The sequence below is a fragment of the Actinokineospora guangxiensis genome (assembly GCF_042657845.1).
Classification (GTDB): Bacteria; Actinomycetota; Actinomycetes; order Mycobacteriales; family Pseudonocardiaceae; genus Actinokineospora; species Actinokineospora guangxiensis.
This window is the reverse complement of sequence record NZ_JBHSKF010000003.1, coordinates 567,245-581,993: the sequence shown is the minus strand read 5'-3', so window position 1 is coordinate 581,993 and position 14,749 is coordinate 567,245. Positions and strand designations below refer to the sequence as shown.

At 72.9% G+C, this 14,749-nt stretch carries 20 protein-coding genes; 9 read left to right on the top strand and 11 right to left on the bottom strand.

Translation table 11 applies throughout. From position 1 onward, the window contains the following. Window positions 1-19 precede the first annotated feature (19 nt). Window positions 20-499: a GtrA family protein gene (locus tag ACFPM7_RS09515; RefSeq protein WP_378246054.1), complete on the top strand. Its 480-nt coding sequence runs from the start codon at window positions 20-22 to the stop codon at window positions 497-499. On the opposite strand, the gene ACFPM7_RS09510 is transcribed toward ACFPM7_RS09515, so the two are convergent. Together ACFPM7_RS09510 and ACFPM7_RS09505 are read right to left on the bottom strand one after the other, a co-directional pair. Next, on the bottom strand, window positions 421-1,935 hold the full coding sequence (locus ACFPM7_RS09510; RefSeq protein WP_378246052.1) for a leucyl aminopeptidase family protein: 1,515 nt from the start codon (window positions 1,933-1,935) through the stop codon (window positions 421-423). The genes ACFPM7_RS09515 and ACFPM7_RS09510 overlap by 79 nt on opposite strands. A 41-nt stretch (window positions 1,936-1,976) precedes the next feature. Then, a complete protein-coding gene (locus ACFPM7_RS09505) occupies window positions 1,977-2,144 on the bottom strand; it encodes a DUF3117 domain-containing protein (RefSeq protein WP_189208333.1) in 168 nt (55 codons plus the stop codon). Between the two features lie 170 nt (window positions 2,145-2,314). Between ACFPM7_RS09505 and ACFPM7_RS09500 the strand changes: the two genes are divergently transcribed. Together ACFPM7_RS09500 and ACFPM7_RS09495 are read left to right on the top strand one after the other, a co-directional pair. Further along, window positions 2,315-3,106 (top strand): PaaX family transcriptional regulator, encoded by a 792-nt coding sequence (locus tag ACFPM7_RS09500; protein ID WP_378246049.1) that lies wholly within the window; start codon window positions 2,315-2,317, stop codon window positions 3,104-3,106. An 18-nt stretch (window positions 3,107-3,124) separates the two neighbouring features. After that, window positions 3,125-3,910, top strand: a complete 786-nt coding sequence (locus ACFPM7_RS09495; protein ID WP_378246047.1) for an enoyl-CoA hydratase-related protein — start codon at window positions 3,125-3,127, stop codon at window positions 3,908-3,910. Between the two features lie 15 nt (window positions 3,911-3,925). Here the strand turns inward: ACFPM7_RS09495 and ACFPM7_RS09490 are convergent, their stop codons facing one another. The 6 genes from ACFPM7_RS09490 to folP are packed head-to-tail and all read right to left on the bottom strand — an operon-like array spanning window position 3,926 to window position 7,273. Continuing rightward, window positions 3,926-4,471 (bottom strand): DNA-3-methyladenine glycosylase I, encoded by a 546-nt coding sequence (locus ACFPM7_RS09490; RefSeq protein WP_378246045.1) that lies wholly within the window; start codon window positions 4,469-4,471, stop codon window positions 3,926-3,928. Continuing rightward, window positions 4,468-4,911 (bottom strand): SRPBCC family protein, encoded by a 444-nt coding sequence (locus tag ACFPM7_RS09485; protein ID WP_378246043.1) that lies wholly within the window; start codon window positions 4,909-4,911, stop codon window positions 4,468-4,470. Before ACFPM7_RS09485 ends, ACFPM7_RS09490 begins: the two co-directional genes overlap by 4 nt. Continuing rightward, complete coding sequence (locus ACFPM7_RS09480) at window positions 4,908-5,219, bottom strand: DivIVA domain-containing protein (RefSeq protein WP_378246041.1); 312 nt, start codon at window positions 5,217-5,219, stop codon at window positions 4,908-4,910. Before ACFPM7_RS09480 ends, ACFPM7_RS09485 begins: the two co-directional genes overlap by 4 nt. A 38-nt stretch (window positions 5,220-5,257) precedes the next feature. Further along, a complete protein-coding gene (locus tag ACFPM7_RS09475) occupies window positions 5,258-5,503 on the bottom strand; it encodes a hypothetical protein (protein WP_378246039.1) in 246 nt (81 codons plus the stop codon). A gap of 43 nt (window positions 5,504-5,546) precedes the next feature. Next, window positions 5,547-6,461, bottom strand: coding sequence for a glucosyl-3-phosphoglycerate synthase (locus tag ACFPM7_RS09470; RefSeq protein WP_378246037.1), 915 nt, complete (start codon window positions 6,459-6,461; stop codon window positions 5,547-5,549). Beyond that, window positions 6,458-7,273, bottom strand: coding sequence for a dihydropteroate synthase (gene folP, locus ACFPM7_RS09465; protein ID WP_378246345.1), 816 nt, complete (start codon window positions 7,271-7,273; stop codon window positions 6,458-6,460). The genes ACFPM7_RS09470 and folP overlap by 4 nt, the downstream gene beginning before the upstream one ends. Before the next feature lie 150 nt (window positions 7,274-7,423). Between folP and ACFPM7_RS09460 the strand changes: the two genes are divergently transcribed. After that, window positions 7,424-8,098 (top strand): lysophospholipid acyltransferase family protein, encoded by a 675-nt coding sequence (locus ACFPM7_RS09460; protein WP_378246035.1) that lies wholly within the window; start codon window positions 7,424-7,426, stop codon window positions 8,096-8,098. Between the two features lie 132 nt (window positions 8,099-8,230). Here ACFPM7_RS09460 and ACFPM7_RS09455 read toward each other — a convergent pair whose 3' ends face one another. Both ACFPM7_RS09455 and ACFPM7_RS09450 read right to left on the bottom strand, forming a co-directional pair. Then, a complete protein-coding gene (locus ACFPM7_RS09455) occupies window positions 8,231-8,788 on the bottom strand; it encodes an LOG family protein (RefSeq protein WP_378246033.1) in 558 nt (185 codons plus the stop codon). Next, entirely contained in the window at window positions 8,770-9,531 is a 762-nt protein-coding gene (locus tag ACFPM7_RS09450) for an LOG family protein (RefSeq protein WP_378246031.1), read from the bottom strand. The genes ACFPM7_RS09455 and ACFPM7_RS09450 overlap by 19 nt, the downstream gene beginning before the upstream one ends. Window positions 9,532-9,580: 49 nt before the next feature. Between ACFPM7_RS09450 and ACFPM7_RS09445 the strand changes: the two genes are divergently transcribed. Next, window positions 9,581-10,084 (top strand): hypothetical protein, encoded by a 504-nt coding sequence (locus tag ACFPM7_RS09445; protein ID WP_378246029.1) that lies wholly within the window; start codon window positions 9,581-9,583, stop codon window positions 10,082-10,084. On the opposite strand, the gene dapE is transcribed toward ACFPM7_RS09445, so the two are convergent. Next, on the bottom strand, window positions 10,068-11,141 hold the full coding sequence (dapE, locus tag ACFPM7_RS09440; RefSeq protein ID WP_378246027.1) for a succinyl-diaminopimelate desuccinylase: 1,074 nt from the start codon (window positions 11,139-11,141) through the stop codon (window positions 10,068-10,070). The two genes, ACFPM7_RS09445 and dapE, sit on opposite strands and share 17 nt — an antisense overlap. Before the next feature lie 27 nt (window positions 11,142-11,168). On the opposite strand from dapE, the gene dapD reads away from it, so the two are divergent. The 4 genes from dapD (at window position 11,169) to ACFPM7_RS09420 (ending at window position 14,727) form a co-directional block, all read left to right on the top strand. Then, window positions 11,169-12,110: a 2,3,4,5-tetrahydropyridine-2,6-dicarboxylate N-succinyltransferase gene (dapD, locus tag ACFPM7_RS09435; RefSeq protein ID WP_378246025.1), complete on the top strand. Its 942-nt coding sequence runs from the start codon at window positions 11,169-11,171 to the stop codon at window positions 12,108-12,110. A 12-nt stretch (window positions 12,111-12,122) separates the two neighbouring features. Beyond that, complete coding sequence (locus ACFPM7_RS09430; RefSeq protein WP_378246023.1) at window positions 12,123-13,004, top strand: CHAD domain-containing protein; 882 nt, start codon at window positions 12,123-12,125, stop codon at window positions 13,002-13,004. A gap of 92 nt (window positions 13,005-13,096) precedes the next feature. Next, a complete protein-coding gene (locus tag ACFPM7_RS09425) occupies window positions 13,097-13,927 on the top strand; it encodes a HalD/BesD family halogenase (protein WP_378246021.1) in 831 nt (276 codons plus the stop codon). Window positions 13,928-13,932: 5 nt separating this feature from the next. Further along, on the top strand, window positions 13,933-14,727 hold the full coding sequence (locus ACFPM7_RS09420; protein ID WP_378246019.1) for a class I SAM-dependent methyltransferase: 795 nt from the start codon (window positions 13,933-13,935) through the stop codon (window positions 14,725-14,727). Window positions 14,728-14,749: the final 22 nt, after the last annotated feature.

Below are 14,749 nucleotides of genomic sequence, written 5' to 3'. Positions count from 1 at the left end.
GCGACCTACGGTTGGCACCGTGGGACCCCGGTTCAGCAGGTACACGGTGGCGTCGCTGCTCGCCACCGGCATCACGCAGCTGGTCATGTGGTGGCTCTACGCGCGCGCGGGCGTGCCCGCGGCGGTGGCCAGCACCGTGGGCTTCGTCGTCGGCGCGGTGCCGCACTTCGTGCTGATCCGCTGGTGGGCGTGGGGGCAGCGGGGCATGCCGAGGCTCACCCGGCAGGTGAGCGGCTACCTGGTGGTGACCGTGCTGGGCGGGCTGGTGTCGGTGGGGTTCACCGCGCTGGCCGACTGGCTCATCGGGCCGCTGGTGGAGGGTCGCGACGCCGAGGCGCTGGTGCTCAACGTGGCCTACGTGCTGGGCGGCCTGCCGGTCTTCCTCGCCAAGTTCGCGCTGCTGGACCGGCTTTTCGCCGCTCAGCCCGCGTACGACTCCGCCAGCTCGACCAGGGTGCGCGCGGCGAAGCCGGTCGCGCCGGGGACGACGTCGCCGTAGGTCTTGTCGGCGCGGGCGGGGCCCGCGATGTCCAGGTGCGCCCAGGGCAGGCCGCCGGTGAACTCCCGCAGGAACAGCGCCGCGGTGATCCCGCCGGGTCCGGGCGGGCACTGGCGCAGGTCGGCGATGGTGGAGACCACGTCGTCGGCGCTGTCCTCCAGCAGCGGCATGCGCCACCACGCCTCGCCGGAGCGCTCCCCCGCCGCGGCGACGCGGGCGGCGAGGTCGTCGTCGGAGGCGAACAGGCCGCCGGTGCGCAGGCCGAGGGTGACCTTCATCGCGCCGGTGAGGGTGGCGACGTCGACCAGCAGGTCGGCGTCGAGGTCGCGGCGGGCGTAGGCGAGGGCGTCGGCGAGCACCATGCGGCCCTCGGCGTCGGTGTTGGTGACCTCGGTCGTCTGGCCGCCGTAGTGGGTGACGATGTCGCCGGGGCGGTAGCTGGAGCCGGAGATGTGGTTCTCGGCACAGGGCACCAGCGCGGTCACCCGCACCCGCAGGCCCAGCCTGGCGATGGCGATGGTGGCCGCGGCGACCGCGCCGCCGCCCGCCATGTCGGTGCGCATGAGGTGCATGCCGTCGGCGGGCTTGACCGAGATGCCACCGGTGTCGAAGGTGATGCCCTTGCCGACCAGCACCAAGTGGGGGCCGGTGGCGCCCTTCGGGGCGTAACGCAGCTCCAGCAGCCGCGGCGGGCGGGCCGAGCCGCCGCCCACGGCGAGCACCCCGCCGAAGCCGCGCTGGGCCAGCCACTTCTCGTCGCGGACGACCGCGTCCACACCGGACGTCCTGCCCGCCGCCTTCGCCACCGTCCTGGCCAGCCAGGCCGGGTCCTTGACGTTGGCGGGGGCGTTGGCGAGGTCGCGGGCGAAGGCGGTCGCCTCGGCCAGCACGGTGGCCCGCCCGGCCATCGCGGCGACCCGCTCGCGACGGTCCGGATCGGACACGACCAGCCGCAGGCCCTTGAGCCGGGGCGGGCGCTCCTGCCCGGTCACGGTGAAGCGGTAGCCGCCAAGGAGCACGCCGCGGACGAAAGCCGCCACGCTCTCCTCAGCGGAGTCCTCCGCCGAGCTGCCGAGGTCCTCGGGAAGCTCGACCTGCACGCCGCGGCCCGCCGCGCTGTCGTCGGCGGTCAGGCTGCCCTGAGCGGCGCGGGCCAGCGCCGCGCCCGCCGCGCGCCAGTCCGCGGCCGCGCCCGCTCCCACCCCGAGCGCCCACCGGGCGGCCGCGCCGGGCGGGCAGGCCTGGACCTCGCCCGCCTTGCCGGTCAGCCCGGTGGCGCCCACCCACTCGGGGGTGAGCGCCGGGTCGCCGAAGCTGGGCTGGTCGCCGTCGTCGGCCGGGCGGCCGATGACGACCGACGGCACGCCCGCGCGGGACGCGGCGACCACCTCGACCGAAGGCAGCGGCGTGGGCACCGTGGGCACCGGCGTGGACAAGCGGACCTCCGGGGAGAGAGGTGGGGAAGGGAGTGGTGGGATCAGCCGACGGCGTTCTTGAGCGCCTCGCCGAGGTTGGCCGCCTCGTCGGGGGTCATCTCGACGACGAGGCGCCCGCCGCCCTCCAGCGGGACGCGCATCACGATGCCCCGGCCCTCCTTCGTCACCTCAAGGGGTCCGTCACCGGTTCGGGGCTTCATGGCCGCCATAGCGTGCTCCCTCCGTCATAGCCTGCCTGCCCGGCCGAGAGGTATCCGGCCGGGCTGGCGCTATTCTCCCCTATTCGATCCGCGCGGGTGAAATCGGAACCGATCATCGCGTGTCGGTGACCGGCCACGATGTGGCGCGGAGCCGGGTCGGGCTGACAGAATTCGTCCACGTGCGTGCCCGTTCAGCCCTGTTCGACGTCTACGGCGCCTACCTCAGGCGGCACGGCGGCGCGGCGACCATCGCCGCGCTGGTCCGGCTGCTCGCGCCGCTGGAGTTCGGCGCGCCCGCGATCAGGACGGCCGTGTCCAGAATGGTGCGCCAGGGCTGGCTGGAGCCCCGCAGGCTGCCCGACGGGCCCGGGTACGCCCTCACCGAGCGCGCCGAACGCAGGCTGGCGGAGGCGGGCGGGCGCATCTACCGGCTGGGCGCCTCCACATGGGACGGCCGCTGGCACGTCGTCGCCCTGCCCGAGCTGCCCGCCCGCACGGCGCGTGACCGCCTGACCTCCTCGCTGCGGCTGCTGGGCTACGGGCCGCTGGGCCCGGCGACCTGGGTGGCCCCCCGGCCCTCGGCGGGGCTGGACGACGTCCTGGCGGCCGAGTCGGTCACCGCGCGGGTCTTCCACGGGCGCCTCGACGGCGACGACGCCGACCTGGCCGCCACGGCGTGGGACCTGACCTCGCTGGGGGCGGAGTACGCGGCGTTCGTGGCCGCCTGGTCGGCCGAGCTGTCCGCTGTGGACGCGGCCGACCCCGCCGCGGCGTTCGCGGCGTGCCAGCGGCTGCTGCACGCGTGGCGCAAGTTCCTCTTCCGCGACCCTGGCCTGCCCGCCGAGCTGCTGCCCGTGCCGTGGCCGGGCGCCGCGGCCGCGGAGTTCTTCGACACAAACACCGCCCGGCTCTCACCGGCCGCGGGAGAGTTCGTCGACGGCTGCCTGTCCACCGGCCGCAAAACGGCCTGACACCCCGGAGGGTTCCCTGTGACCGCCCTGCTCACCGACGACCGCGACGGCGTACGGACCCTCACCCTGAACCGGCCGGAGGCCTACAACTCGCTGACGGTGGAGCTGAAGGAGTCGCTGCTGGCGGCCCTGACCTCGGCGGCGGCCGATCCGGGCGTGCGCGCGGTGGTGCTGACCGGCGCGGGCAAGGCGTTCTGCGCCGGGCAGGACCTCAAGGAGCACATGGGCCTGCTGGCCGCGGGCGACCCGGCGCCGCTGTCGACGGTCGAGGCGCACTACAACCCGATCGTGACGGCCATCACCACGCTGCCGAAGCCGATCATCGCGGCGGTCAACGGCATGGCGGCGGGCGCGGGCGCGTCCTTCGCCTACGCCTGCGACCTGCGGATCGCGGCGGACTCGGCGAAGTTCCTGATGGCCTTCGCCAACGTCGGGCTGACGGCGGACTCGGGGGCGTCGTGGACGCTGCCGCGGCTGATCGGCTACGGCCGGGCGATGGAGATGATGCTGCTGGCCAAGCCGGTCGCCGCCGAGGAGGCGCTGCGGATCGGCATGGTCACCCAGGTGGTCCCGGCCGCGGACGTGCTGGCCACGGCCCAGGCCCTGGCGGCGCGGATGGCGGCGGGGCCGACGACGGCCTACGCCAAGATCAAGGAGGCGATGCTGGCCTCGGCGGGCGGCGGGCTGGCCGACGGGCTGGCCGTCGAGGGGCGCACGCAGGCCGAGGCGGGCGGCACGGCCGACCACAAGGAGGCCGTGGACGCCTTCGTCGCCAAGCGCGACCCGAACTTCACCGGCCGCTGAGCGCGCCCGCCCCGGTCACCGGGCCGGGGCCCGCCAACATGGCGGGACGTGGTCGTTGACGATGCCGGTGGCCTGCATGAGCGCGTAGCAGGTGGTGGGGCCGACGAAGGCGAAGCCGCGCCTCTTGAGCGCCTTGGCCATGGCCGTGGACTCCGGGGTGATCGCGGGGACGTCGTCCCAGTTCTTCAGCGGCGGGCGCGGCGGGTCGGGGGCGAAGGACCACAGCAGCTCGTCCAGCGGGGTGTCCATGGCCAGGACGGCCTTGGCGTTGGTGATCGTCGCGGTGATCTTGGCGCGGTTGCGGACGATGCCGGTGTCGGCCATCAGGCGCTCGACGTCGGCGTCGGTGAAGGCGGCGACCGCGGCCGGGGCGAAGTCGCCGAACGCGGCGCGGAAGGCCGGGCGCTTGCGCAGGATGGTGATCCAGGACAGCCCGGACTGGAAGCCCTCCAGGCTGACGCGCTCGAACATCGCCGCGACCCCGTGCAGCGGCGTGCCCCACTCCTCGTCGTGGTAGGTCTCGTAGTCCGGCGTGTTCGCCCAGGTGCAGCGGGCCTTCACGTGCGGGACTCGGCGAAGTCGGCGAAGCGGCGCAGCGAGTGCCGGATGCCGAGGCGGAAGGCGGGTCCGGTGACGCGCCAGGCCAGGACGCCGAGGGCGCCCATCGGCGGGGTCAGCCGCTCCCACCAGACCAGCGTGCTGCGGGAGACGCCGCGGGCCTCGATCGTGAAGCCGCCGGGGCCGCGCACGACCCGGCCGGAGTGCATGACCTCGCAGCTCACCGGGGGTTCCCAGCGGGTGATCTCCATGTGGTCGGTGAATCCGAGCGGGCCCAGCGCGGTGCGCGCCGAGAGCCGCGAGCCCAGGGACCGGCCGTCACCCTCCTCGACCCGGACCCGGGTGCCCAGCATCCACTCGCCCTGCTTGTGCCAGTCCGTGACGGCGGCCCACACCACGGCCGCGGGGGCGACGACGTCGACCCGTTCGACTACTTCGATCACCGGTCGGCAGTCTCCGGTGAGCGGGCGGCCTCCAGCTCGGCCACGCGGGCGCGCAGGGCGTCGACTTCCTCGGCGGTGCGCCGCAGGACCCAGTCCACCTCGCTCATCTTGTAGCCGCGCAGCACCAGCTGGAAGCGGACTTCCCGAAGGTCGTCGCCGGTCAGGTCCGCCGCGGGGAGCCGGGTGGGCGACGCGCCGGGGGGCAGGGCGGGCAGTTCCTCGCCGCGGCCGAACACGACCGAGGCCAGCAGGAACACCACCGCGGCCACCAGGACCATGATGACGAGGTACCAGAGAGCTGAGGTCACGTCGCGATGGTGGCACGAGCATGCCCGCTCGCGCACCGTCAACCGGAGGTCGACCTCAGTGACCGGTGGGCCAACCGGAGCAGCCTGCCGTGCGCGACAAACATCGCCGCCCCCGCCGCCAGGCACGGCAGCGGCATGAGCAGCCGGTCGACGCCGATGTGCGCGGTGGCGAGGAGCAGGGCGAACGGGTTCAGGAGCTGGTGCAGGAAGCGGTGCCGCGGTGTGGTGCCGTGGACGAGGTCCTGGTGCTGCGGGGTGGCGAGGTGATCGATCGGGGGACGCACGACGAGCTGCTCGCGCGGGAGGGGTACTACCGGGATCGGTGGGTCACTGAGCGGGCGATCGAGGCAGTGATCGCAGCGGGGGGCGGTCGGACACCTCGACGGTGACCTCGTCCGGCAGCCACTCCCCCGCCACCTGCACGAACTGGGTCAGCGTCGAGGAGGCGACGGGGATGTCGCAGCGGGCGAAGACGGTGCCGAGGATCTGCCTGGCCATCACGCCCAGCTGTTGCAGCGAGCGGTTGCGGTGCTTGCGCACGCCCAGGTTGACCTGGGCGATGGCGTCCGGGCCGTGCCGCTGGTGCGCGTCGAGGAGCAGGCCGATCTCCACGCCGTACCCGGCGGCGAAGGGCACCGACTCCAGGAAGGCGCGGGTGGCCGCGTACTCCCCGCCCAGGGGCTGGATGACCTCCGCGAGGCCGGGGCGCAGGGCGGCCAGGACCGGGCGGGCCAGCAGCTCGGTGACCCGGCCGCCGCCGGTGCCGTGCTCGTCGGACTCCACCCGCAGCGGCCTGCGGTAGAAGCCCTTGACCAGGTGGACGCCGGAAGCGGTCAGCAGCGGGCCGAGCAGGGCGGGCACGTAGGCCGGGTCCGGGTCCACCAGGTCGGAGTCGAGGTAGACGAGCAGGTCGCCGGTGGTGGCGGCCAGCGCGCGCCACAGCACCTCGCCCTTGCCGGGGCGCGCGGGCAGCTCGGGCAGGACCTCGTCGCGGCGCACGACGCGCGCGCCCGCCGCGGCGGCCACCTCGGCGGTGCGGTCGGTGGAGCCGGAGTCGATGACGACCAGCTCGTCGACCAGGGTGCCCAGCAGCGGCAGCACCGAGGCCACGACCGCCCCGACCGTGGCCTCCTCGTCCAGGGCGGGCAGCACGACGCTGACCGTGCGCGCGCCCTTGGCGCGCACCAGCTGCGAAACCGTCCACTCAGGACTCTGCCAGGTCCGGTCGGCGAGCAGGCTCATGCCAGGGCCCGCCGGACCCGCGCGGGCGGGCGGGTGCCCGCTATGCCCGCGACCATGTCGACCACGTGCCGGGTGCGGCCCACCTCGTGCGCGCGGAAGACCCGCGCGCCCGTCCACGCCGCCACCGCCGTCGCGGCGAGCGTGCCGTCGACACGCTCGGCCAGCGGCACGTCCAGGGTCTCGCCGATGAAGTCCTTGTTGGACAGTGCCATCAGCACCGGCCAGCCGGTGTCCACCAGCGCGTCGAGGTGGCGCAGCAGGGCGAGGCCGTGCCAGGTGTTTTTGCCGAAGTCGTGGGTGGGATCGATCAGCACGCCCTCCCGCGGCACCCCCAGCGCCACCATCCGCTCCGCGCGCGCCACGAGCTCGGCGACGACCTCGCCGACCACGTCGGCGTAGCGCGCCCGGTGCGGGTCGGTGCGCGGCGCGGCCCCGCCGGTGTGCGAGCAGACGATCCCCGCGCCGTGCTCGGCGGCCACCTCGGCCAGCTTCGGGTCCGCGCCCGCCCACGTGTCGTTGATCAGGTCCGCGCCCGCGGCGCAGACCGCCGCGCCCACCTCGTGGCGCCACGTGTCGACGCTGATGACCACCCCCGGGTGCCGCTCGCGCACCGCCTCGACCAGCGGCACCACCCGCCGCGCCTCCTCGGCGGCGTCGACGGTCTCCCCGTGCGAGCCCGCCCGCACCCCGCCGATGTCGACGATGTCGGCCCCATCGGCCACCGCCCTGTCGACCGCGGCGAGCGCGGCGTCGGCGGCGAAGGTGGCGCCGTTGTCGTAGAAGGAGTCCCTGGTCCGGTTGACGATCGCCATGACGAGCGCGCGGTCCTGGGGGACGTCGCGGCCGCCGAACCGGAGGACAGTCACAGACGGCCACTCTACCGACGTGAGCGTGGTCTCCCGGTACTCGGTCGACCCCGGTCCGGGCAACTACAGTGGTCGGCGGACCTAGGAGGACTCGTCGTGTTCTACCGCGCCCTGCGTGCCTTGCTCTCGTCCTTGACGCGGGTCATCCTGCGGCCGGTGGTGACCGGGGCGGAGATGGTCCCCGCCAAGGGGCCGGTGATCCTGGCCATCAACCACCTTTCGGTGATCGACAGCTTCATCGTGCCGATGATGGTCAAGCGGCCGGTGAGCTTCCTGGCCAAGGCGGAGTACTTCGCCGGCGGGTCCCCGCGGAAGCGGTTCGTGAAGACGCTGTTCACGGCGCTGGGGGCTATTCCGGTGGATCGGGACAACAGCCGGGCGGCGTTGGCGTCACTGGATGTGGCCGGGTCGGTGTTGGATAGGGGGGAATCGTTCGCGATTCATCCCGAGGGGACTCGGTCGTTGGACGGGAAGCTGCATCGGGGGCGGACCGGGGTCGCGCAGTTGGCCCTGGAGCATCGGGCGTGTGTTGTTCCGGTGGGGTTGGTGGGGACTGATCGGGTGCTTCCGGCCGGGAGTCGGTTCCCTCGGCGGGCTCGGGTTGAGGTTCGGTTCGGGGCGCCGTTGTATTTTGATCGGTATGACGGGTTGGCCAATTCGTTGCCGATTCGGCGGGCGGTGACGGATGAGGTGATGTACGCGATTCTGGAGCTGTCTGGGCAGGAGTACGTGGATTCGTATCACAAGCGGTCCAGCGATCCTGCTGCGTAGGTTGTTCCCCTCGTTGCGTTGAGAGTCCGATTGGGCGAATTCGCTTCGACGGCCCTACGAAGAGAATCCGCCCAATCGGACAGTTCACCGGTTTTCTTGGAGCCTGCGCTGGTTGTCTTGCCAGCCCGGGGATCAAGAGGGTGGCGGGGCGCAGGCGTCCAGGGCCTCGTCCACGGTTCGGGCCACGACCAGGGCGTCGATGGCGGCTTGGGAGGTGAAGCCCCTTCCCGCCAGTTCTCGGCACCACTCCAGCAGACCCGCGTAGTGGTCGTCCGGGTCTAGGACCACTACTGGCTTCTGGTGCATGTTGAGGTAGCGGGAGGTCCAGATCTCGAAGAGTTCCTCGCAGGTTCCCAGGCCGCCGGGGAGGGCCAGGAAAGCGTCGGCTCTCTCGTCCATTTCGCGCTTGCGTTCGCGCATGGTGTTCACGACGACCAGGTCGTCGGCTTCTGGGTCTGCTTTTTCCAGGTTGACCAGGCCTTGCGGGATGACGCCCACCGTTCTCGCGCCGCCTCGGCGGGCTGAGCGGGCCAGGGCGCCCATCATGGCCGCTGAGGAGCCGCCCCAGACCAGGGACCAGCCGCGGGTGGCCAGGCCTGCGCCGACGTCGTCGGCCAGGTCGAGGTAGCTGCGGGGGACGTTGTCGTTGGAGCCGCAGTAGACGCAGAGGGCTAGTGGGTGTCGACCCATGCCTGGTATGCCTCCTCGACAACGCGCACCGCGTCGTCGACGTCGTCGGTCAGGTGCAGGAGGGCGAGGTCCTTGTCGCCGATCTTGCCGGACTTGTGGACCGAGTCGCGCAGCCACTCGTAGAGGCCGCCCCAGTACTCGGTGCCGAAGAGGACCACCGGGAACTTGGTGACCTTCTTCGTCTGCACGAGGGTCAGGGCCTCGAACAGCTCGTCCAGGGTGCCGAAGCCGCCGGGCAGGCAGATGAAGGCCTGTGAGTACTTGATGAACATGGTCTTGCGGGCGAAGAAGTAGCGGAAGTTGACGCCCAGGTCGACCCAGGGGTTGAGGCCCTGCTCGAAGGGCAGCTCGATGCCCAGGCCGATCGACAGGCCGCCCGCCTCGGACGCGCCGCGGTTGACCGCCTCCATGGTGCCGGGGCCGCCGCCGGTGATGGTGGCGAAGCCCGCGGCGGCCAGGGCCGCGCCGATCTCGCGGCCCTGGGTGTACTCGACCTCTTCGCGCGTGGTGCGGGCCGACCCGAACACCGTCACCGCGCGGGGCACCTCGGCCAGGGCGCCGAAGCCCTCGACGAACTCGGCCTGGATGCGCAGCACGCGCCACGGGTCGGTGTGGACCCAGTCGCTGGGGCCGCGCGAGTCCAGGAGGCGCTGGTCGGTGGTGGTCTCCTCGTCGCTGCGCTCGCGGCGCAGGGTGACGGGGCCGCGCTGCTTCTCGCGCGGTTGAGGATCATCGGTGGTCACCGCGCGAGTCTAGGGAACGAGGTGCGCGGGCCGCCGCGTCACAGGCGGTATGAGCGGCAAAGAACCCACCGTCGATGTCGAGAAGACACTGAAGGCGCTGCGCACCCGGATCGCCGAGACCGAGGCCCAAGGGCACGCCGAGCGCCTGGCGATGTCCGGCAGGCTGGCCGCGGCGGCGTTCGCCACGGCCGTGTTCGCGCTGACGGCGGCGCCGTGGGTGACCGTCGGCAGCGAGCGGCCCAAGACCTACAGCCTGTGGGGCTTCGTCGAGCGGGTCGAGGGCGTGTCGGTCTTCACCCTCGTCGTGGTGCTCGTGCTCGCCGGGACGGCGCTGTGGGCGGGCTGCGCCGCCGAGGTCGGCCCGCGGGTGCCGGTGCTGGTCGGCGTGCTGACCGTGCTGGCCCTGATCCTGCTCACCTGGCTGTCCAAGCAGGCGAACGACGAGTTCGGCGACCGCTACGACGACAGCATCGACTGGTGGCCCGCGCCGTGGCTGCTGGCCATCTGCGCCGTCGGAGCGCTCGCCGCCGTCGCGGCTAGGAAGCAGCGGTGAACCTGGCCAGCACCTCGGCGCAGCGGCGGATGTGCTCCTCGGGGACGTTCTCCTGCTGGGTGTGGGCCAGGGTCGGGTCGCCGGGGCCGAAGTTGACCGCCGGGATGCCCAGCGCGGCGAAGCGCGAGACGTCCGTCCAGCCCAGCTTCGCCACCGGGGTGCCCCCGGCCGCCTCGACCAGCGCGCGCGCGGCCGGGGTCGACAGGCCGGGCAGGGCGGCGGCGGCGAAGTCCACGACCACGAGTTCCCCCGCCCCGGCGAACAGCTCCCGCAGGTGGGCCTCGGCCTGCTCGGGCGAGCGGTCGGGGGCGAAGCGGTGGTTGACCACCAGCACGGCCGAGTCCGGCACGACGTTGCCCGCGACGCCGCCGGTGACCTTCACCGCCTGCAGGCCCTCGCGGTAGACGCAGCCGTCGATGTCGACCACCCGCGACTCGTACTCCGCCAGCACCCGCAGCGCGCGTTCCAGGCCGTGGATGGCGTTCTCCCCCATCCAGCCGCGCGCGGTGTGCGCGCGCACGCCCGCGGTGCGGATCTCCACCCGCATCGTCCCCTGGCAGCCCGCCTCGACCACCGCGTTCGACGGCTCGCAGACGATCGCCAGGTCGCCCGCCATCCACTCGGGCAGCTCGGCCTGCACGCGGGTCAGGCCGTTGGCGTCGAACTCGATCTCCTCGCAGTCGTAGAAGATGAAGGTCAGGTCCTGCGCCGGGTCGGTGGCGGTCGCGGCGAGGTGCAGCATCACCGCGTCGCCGCCCTTCATGTCCACCGAGCCGAGCCCGTGCAGCACGCCGGGGGTGCGCCGCGAGGGCATGTTGTCGTTGGCCGGGACGGTGTCGAGGTGGCCCGCGAAGACGATCCGCGACGGCCTGCCGAGGTTCGTCCTGGCGAGCACGGCGTTGCCGGATCGGACGACTTCCAGGTGCGGGGCCTGCGCGCGCAGCGCGGCCTCCACGGCGTCGGCCAGCGCGGCTTCCTGCCGGGACTCGCTCGGGACGTCCACCAGGGCGGCGGTCAGCTCGACGGGGTCAGCGGTGAGATCCAGGACGGCGGTCACGTCCGGCCACGCTATACGGTTGGCCGCGTGAGCAGTGCAGACACCACCGGCGCCAGCGGCGTCGGACTCGCGACCCTGACCGCCGACGGCACCGTCCTCGACGTGTGGTTCCCGAACCCGGAACGGGGAGCGCAGGACACCAGCGGGACCGTCCGGACCAGCGACTTCGCCGAGCAGGTCGGCGCGGACAAGGACCGCGACGTCGAGGTGGTCGCGGTGCGCACGACGATCGCGGACCTCTCCGCCGCGCCCGCCGACGCCTACGACGTCTACCTGCGCCTGCACCTGCTCTCGGCGCGGCTGGTCCAGCCGCACGGGCAGAACCTCGACGGCGTCTTCGGCCTGCTCAGCAACGTGGTGTGGACCAACTTCGGCCCGTGCGCGGTGGAGGGCTTCGAGGCCGTGCGGCTGCGGCTGCGCGCCCGCGGGCCGGTCACCGTGTTCGGGGTGGACAAGTTCCCCCGCATGGTCGACTACGTCCTGCCTTCCGGCGTGCGCATCGCCGACGCCGACAGGGTGCGCCTGGGCGCGCACCTGGCGCCCGGCACCACGGTCATGCACGAGGGTTTCGTGAACTTCAACGCGGGCACCCTGGGCGCCTCGATGGTGGAGGGCCGCATCTCCGCGGGCGTGGTGGTCGGTGACGGCTCCGACGTCGGCGGCGGCGCGTCGATCATGGGGACGCTCTCCGGCGGCGGCAAGGAGACGATCTCCGTCGGCAGGCGCTCGCTGATCGGGGCGAACGCGGGCGTGGGCATCTCGCTGGGCGACGACTGCGTGGTGGAGGCCGGGCTGTACGTCACGGCGGGCACGAAGGTGCTGCTGCCGGACGGCACTTCGGTCAAGGCGCGCGAGCTCTCCGGGCAGGACGGGCTGCTGTTCCTGCGCAACTCGGCCACCGGCGCCGTCGAGGTGCGCCCGCGCACCGGCGAGGGCGTCGCCCTGAATGCGGCATTGCACGCGAACTGACATCCTGGCTGGATGGGCGACCTCACCACGCGCGTGCGAGCCCGGCTCGCCGACCAGGCCGAGGCGCTCGTCCACCACGTGGACGGCGCCCGCGGCGACGGCGACCCCGAGCACGTGCACCAGGTGCGCGTCGCCGTCCGCCGCTCGCGCGCGATCCTGAAGACGGTCAGCACCCACCAGCACCTGCAGGCCGAGCTGAAGTGGCTGGGCGGGGTGTGCGGCGACGTCCGCGACGCCGACGTGCTGCTTGCTCACCTGCGCTCGTCGTCGGCCGACTTCGCCGACGACGAGCGCGAGAGCGTCGAGGTGCTGCTCCAGGGCTTGGAGAAGCAGCGGCACGGCGCGCGCAGGCACATGCTGCGCGCCCTGCGCAGCGCCCGGTACCGGGGCCTGCTGGCTTCGCTGGAGGAGGCCGCGCGCGAGGCCGAGCCCGCGGACTCGGGCCGGGCGTCCGGCTCCGCAGGCCCCATCGGAGACGTGGTGGACGGGCCGTTGCGCAAGTTCGCCAAGGCGGTGGCCAAGCTCGGCGACGATCCGCCCGACGACGACCTGCACGCGCTGCGCATCAAGGGCAAGCGGTTGCGCTACGCCGCCGAGATGATCCCGGGCAAGAAGGCGAAGAAGCTGGTCAAGGCGACCAAGAAGTTCCAGGACGTCCTCGGCGACCACCAGGACGCCGTGGTCGCCGAGGAGCGCGTGCGCGCCTTGGTGGACTCCGTTGGCGACACCGATGACACCGCGTCGGTCGACGTCTCCTTGGTCGACGCCTCCTTGATCGATGTCGCCGTGGTCGCCGGGCGGCTGATCGAGCGGGAGCGGGTCCGCAAGGCCGACCGCCGGGCCCGCTGGCGGCCCGCCGCGGCCGCGGTGGCGGAGGCGGCGTCCGCCCTGTAGGACGGATCACATATTACCGGCGGGTAATGTCGCGGCCACCCTCGGTGTGCTAACCCTTCTGGGGGAGACAACTCCCGTTCGGAGGGGACGCGATGAGCGCACCAGTGATCGAGCAGGTTGTCGACACGCAGACCTACCGCCTGGACGATCCCGCCGTGGTGGCGCGGGCGCGGGCCGAACTGGCCGAGACCGGGTGCTGCGTGCTGGCCGACTTCGTCCGCCCCGCGCTGCGCGGGACCCTGCGCGCCGAGGGCGCCGCGATCGCCCCCGACGCCCACTACGACGTCGAGACCGTCAACGCCTACAACATCCCCCTCGACGCCGACCTGCCCGCCGGGCACCCCGGCGAGATCACCTTCCCGCGCGGCAACGCGTTCGTGCCGTGGGACCGGGTCCCGCCGACGGCGATCATCCACCGGCTCTACACCAGCGCCGAGTTCCAGCGCTTCGTCGCCGACTGCTTCGGCCTGCCCGCCGTGCACCCCCTCGCCGACCCGCTCGCCGGGCTCTGCCTCAACGTCGTTCGGCCCGGCATGTCGCACCCGTGGCACTTCGACACCAACGAGTTCACCGTCAGCATGCTCACCCAGGAGGCCGAGGAGGGCGGGGTCTTCGAGTACTGCCCCGGCATCCGCTCGGCCGAGGCGGAGAACCTCGCCGACGTGCGTGCCGTGCTCGACGGCGACACCGGCCCGGTGCGGCGCCTGGCGCTGCGGCCGGGCGACCTGCAGCTGTTCAAGGGCCGCTACTCGCTGCACCGGGTGACTGAGGTGCGCGGCGCCGGGCAGCGCCACTCGGCGATCTTCGCCTACAGCGAGCGGCCGGGCGTCGTCGGCAGCCCGGCCAGGACGCGGCAGCTGTTCGGGCGGGTGCTGCCGGTGCACGAACAGCGGTCCGTGCGCGGCGACGAGCTGCTGGACTGACGCCCGTGCAACCGGACCAGATGCAGCTGGACGAGAGCGGCAAGATCTCCCTCGACCACATCTACACCGCACCCGACCCGCGCACGTACTTCAGCACCCTGCGCGGCCTGGACTACCACATCCCGCAGCTGGCCAAGGCGCACTTCACGCGCCTGATGGAGCGCTGCGGCGCCGACCGCGTGCTCGACATCGGCTGCTCTTACGGCATCAACGCCGCGCTGCTGCGCTGCGACGCCACCATGGACGAGCTGTACGCGCGCTACCAGGCCGACGACCGTCCCCGCGCCGAGCTGGTGCGCGCGGACCGGGAGCTGGTGCGCGAGCGCGGCCGCGACGTCTTCTTCGCCGGGCTCGACGCCTCGCTGCCCGCGCTGCGCTACGCCACCGAGGTCGGCTTCCTCGACGCCGCCGTGCACGCCGACCTGGAGGCGAACGAGCCGACGGCCGAGCAGCGGGCGCTGTTCGACTCCGTCGGCCTGGTGGTCTCCACCGGCTGCGTCGGCTACATCACCGAGGCCACCCTGGCAAGGGTCGCGGGCGAGCGGCTGCCGTGGATGGCGCACTTCGTGCTGCGCATGTTCCCCTTCGCCCCGGTCGCCGACCGCCTCGACGCCCTCGGCTACGAGACCGAGGTCGTGGACCACATGTTCCCGCAGCGCCGCTTCGCCTCCGACGCCGAGCGCGAGCAGGTCCTGGACACCCTCGCCCAGGTCGGGGTCGACCCGACGGGGTGGGAGACCGAGGGCTGGCTGCACGCCCGATTGCACATCTCCCGTCCCCGCGCCAGAGTCTCGGCGTAGATCAGCTCCGCTTCCCGAAGGA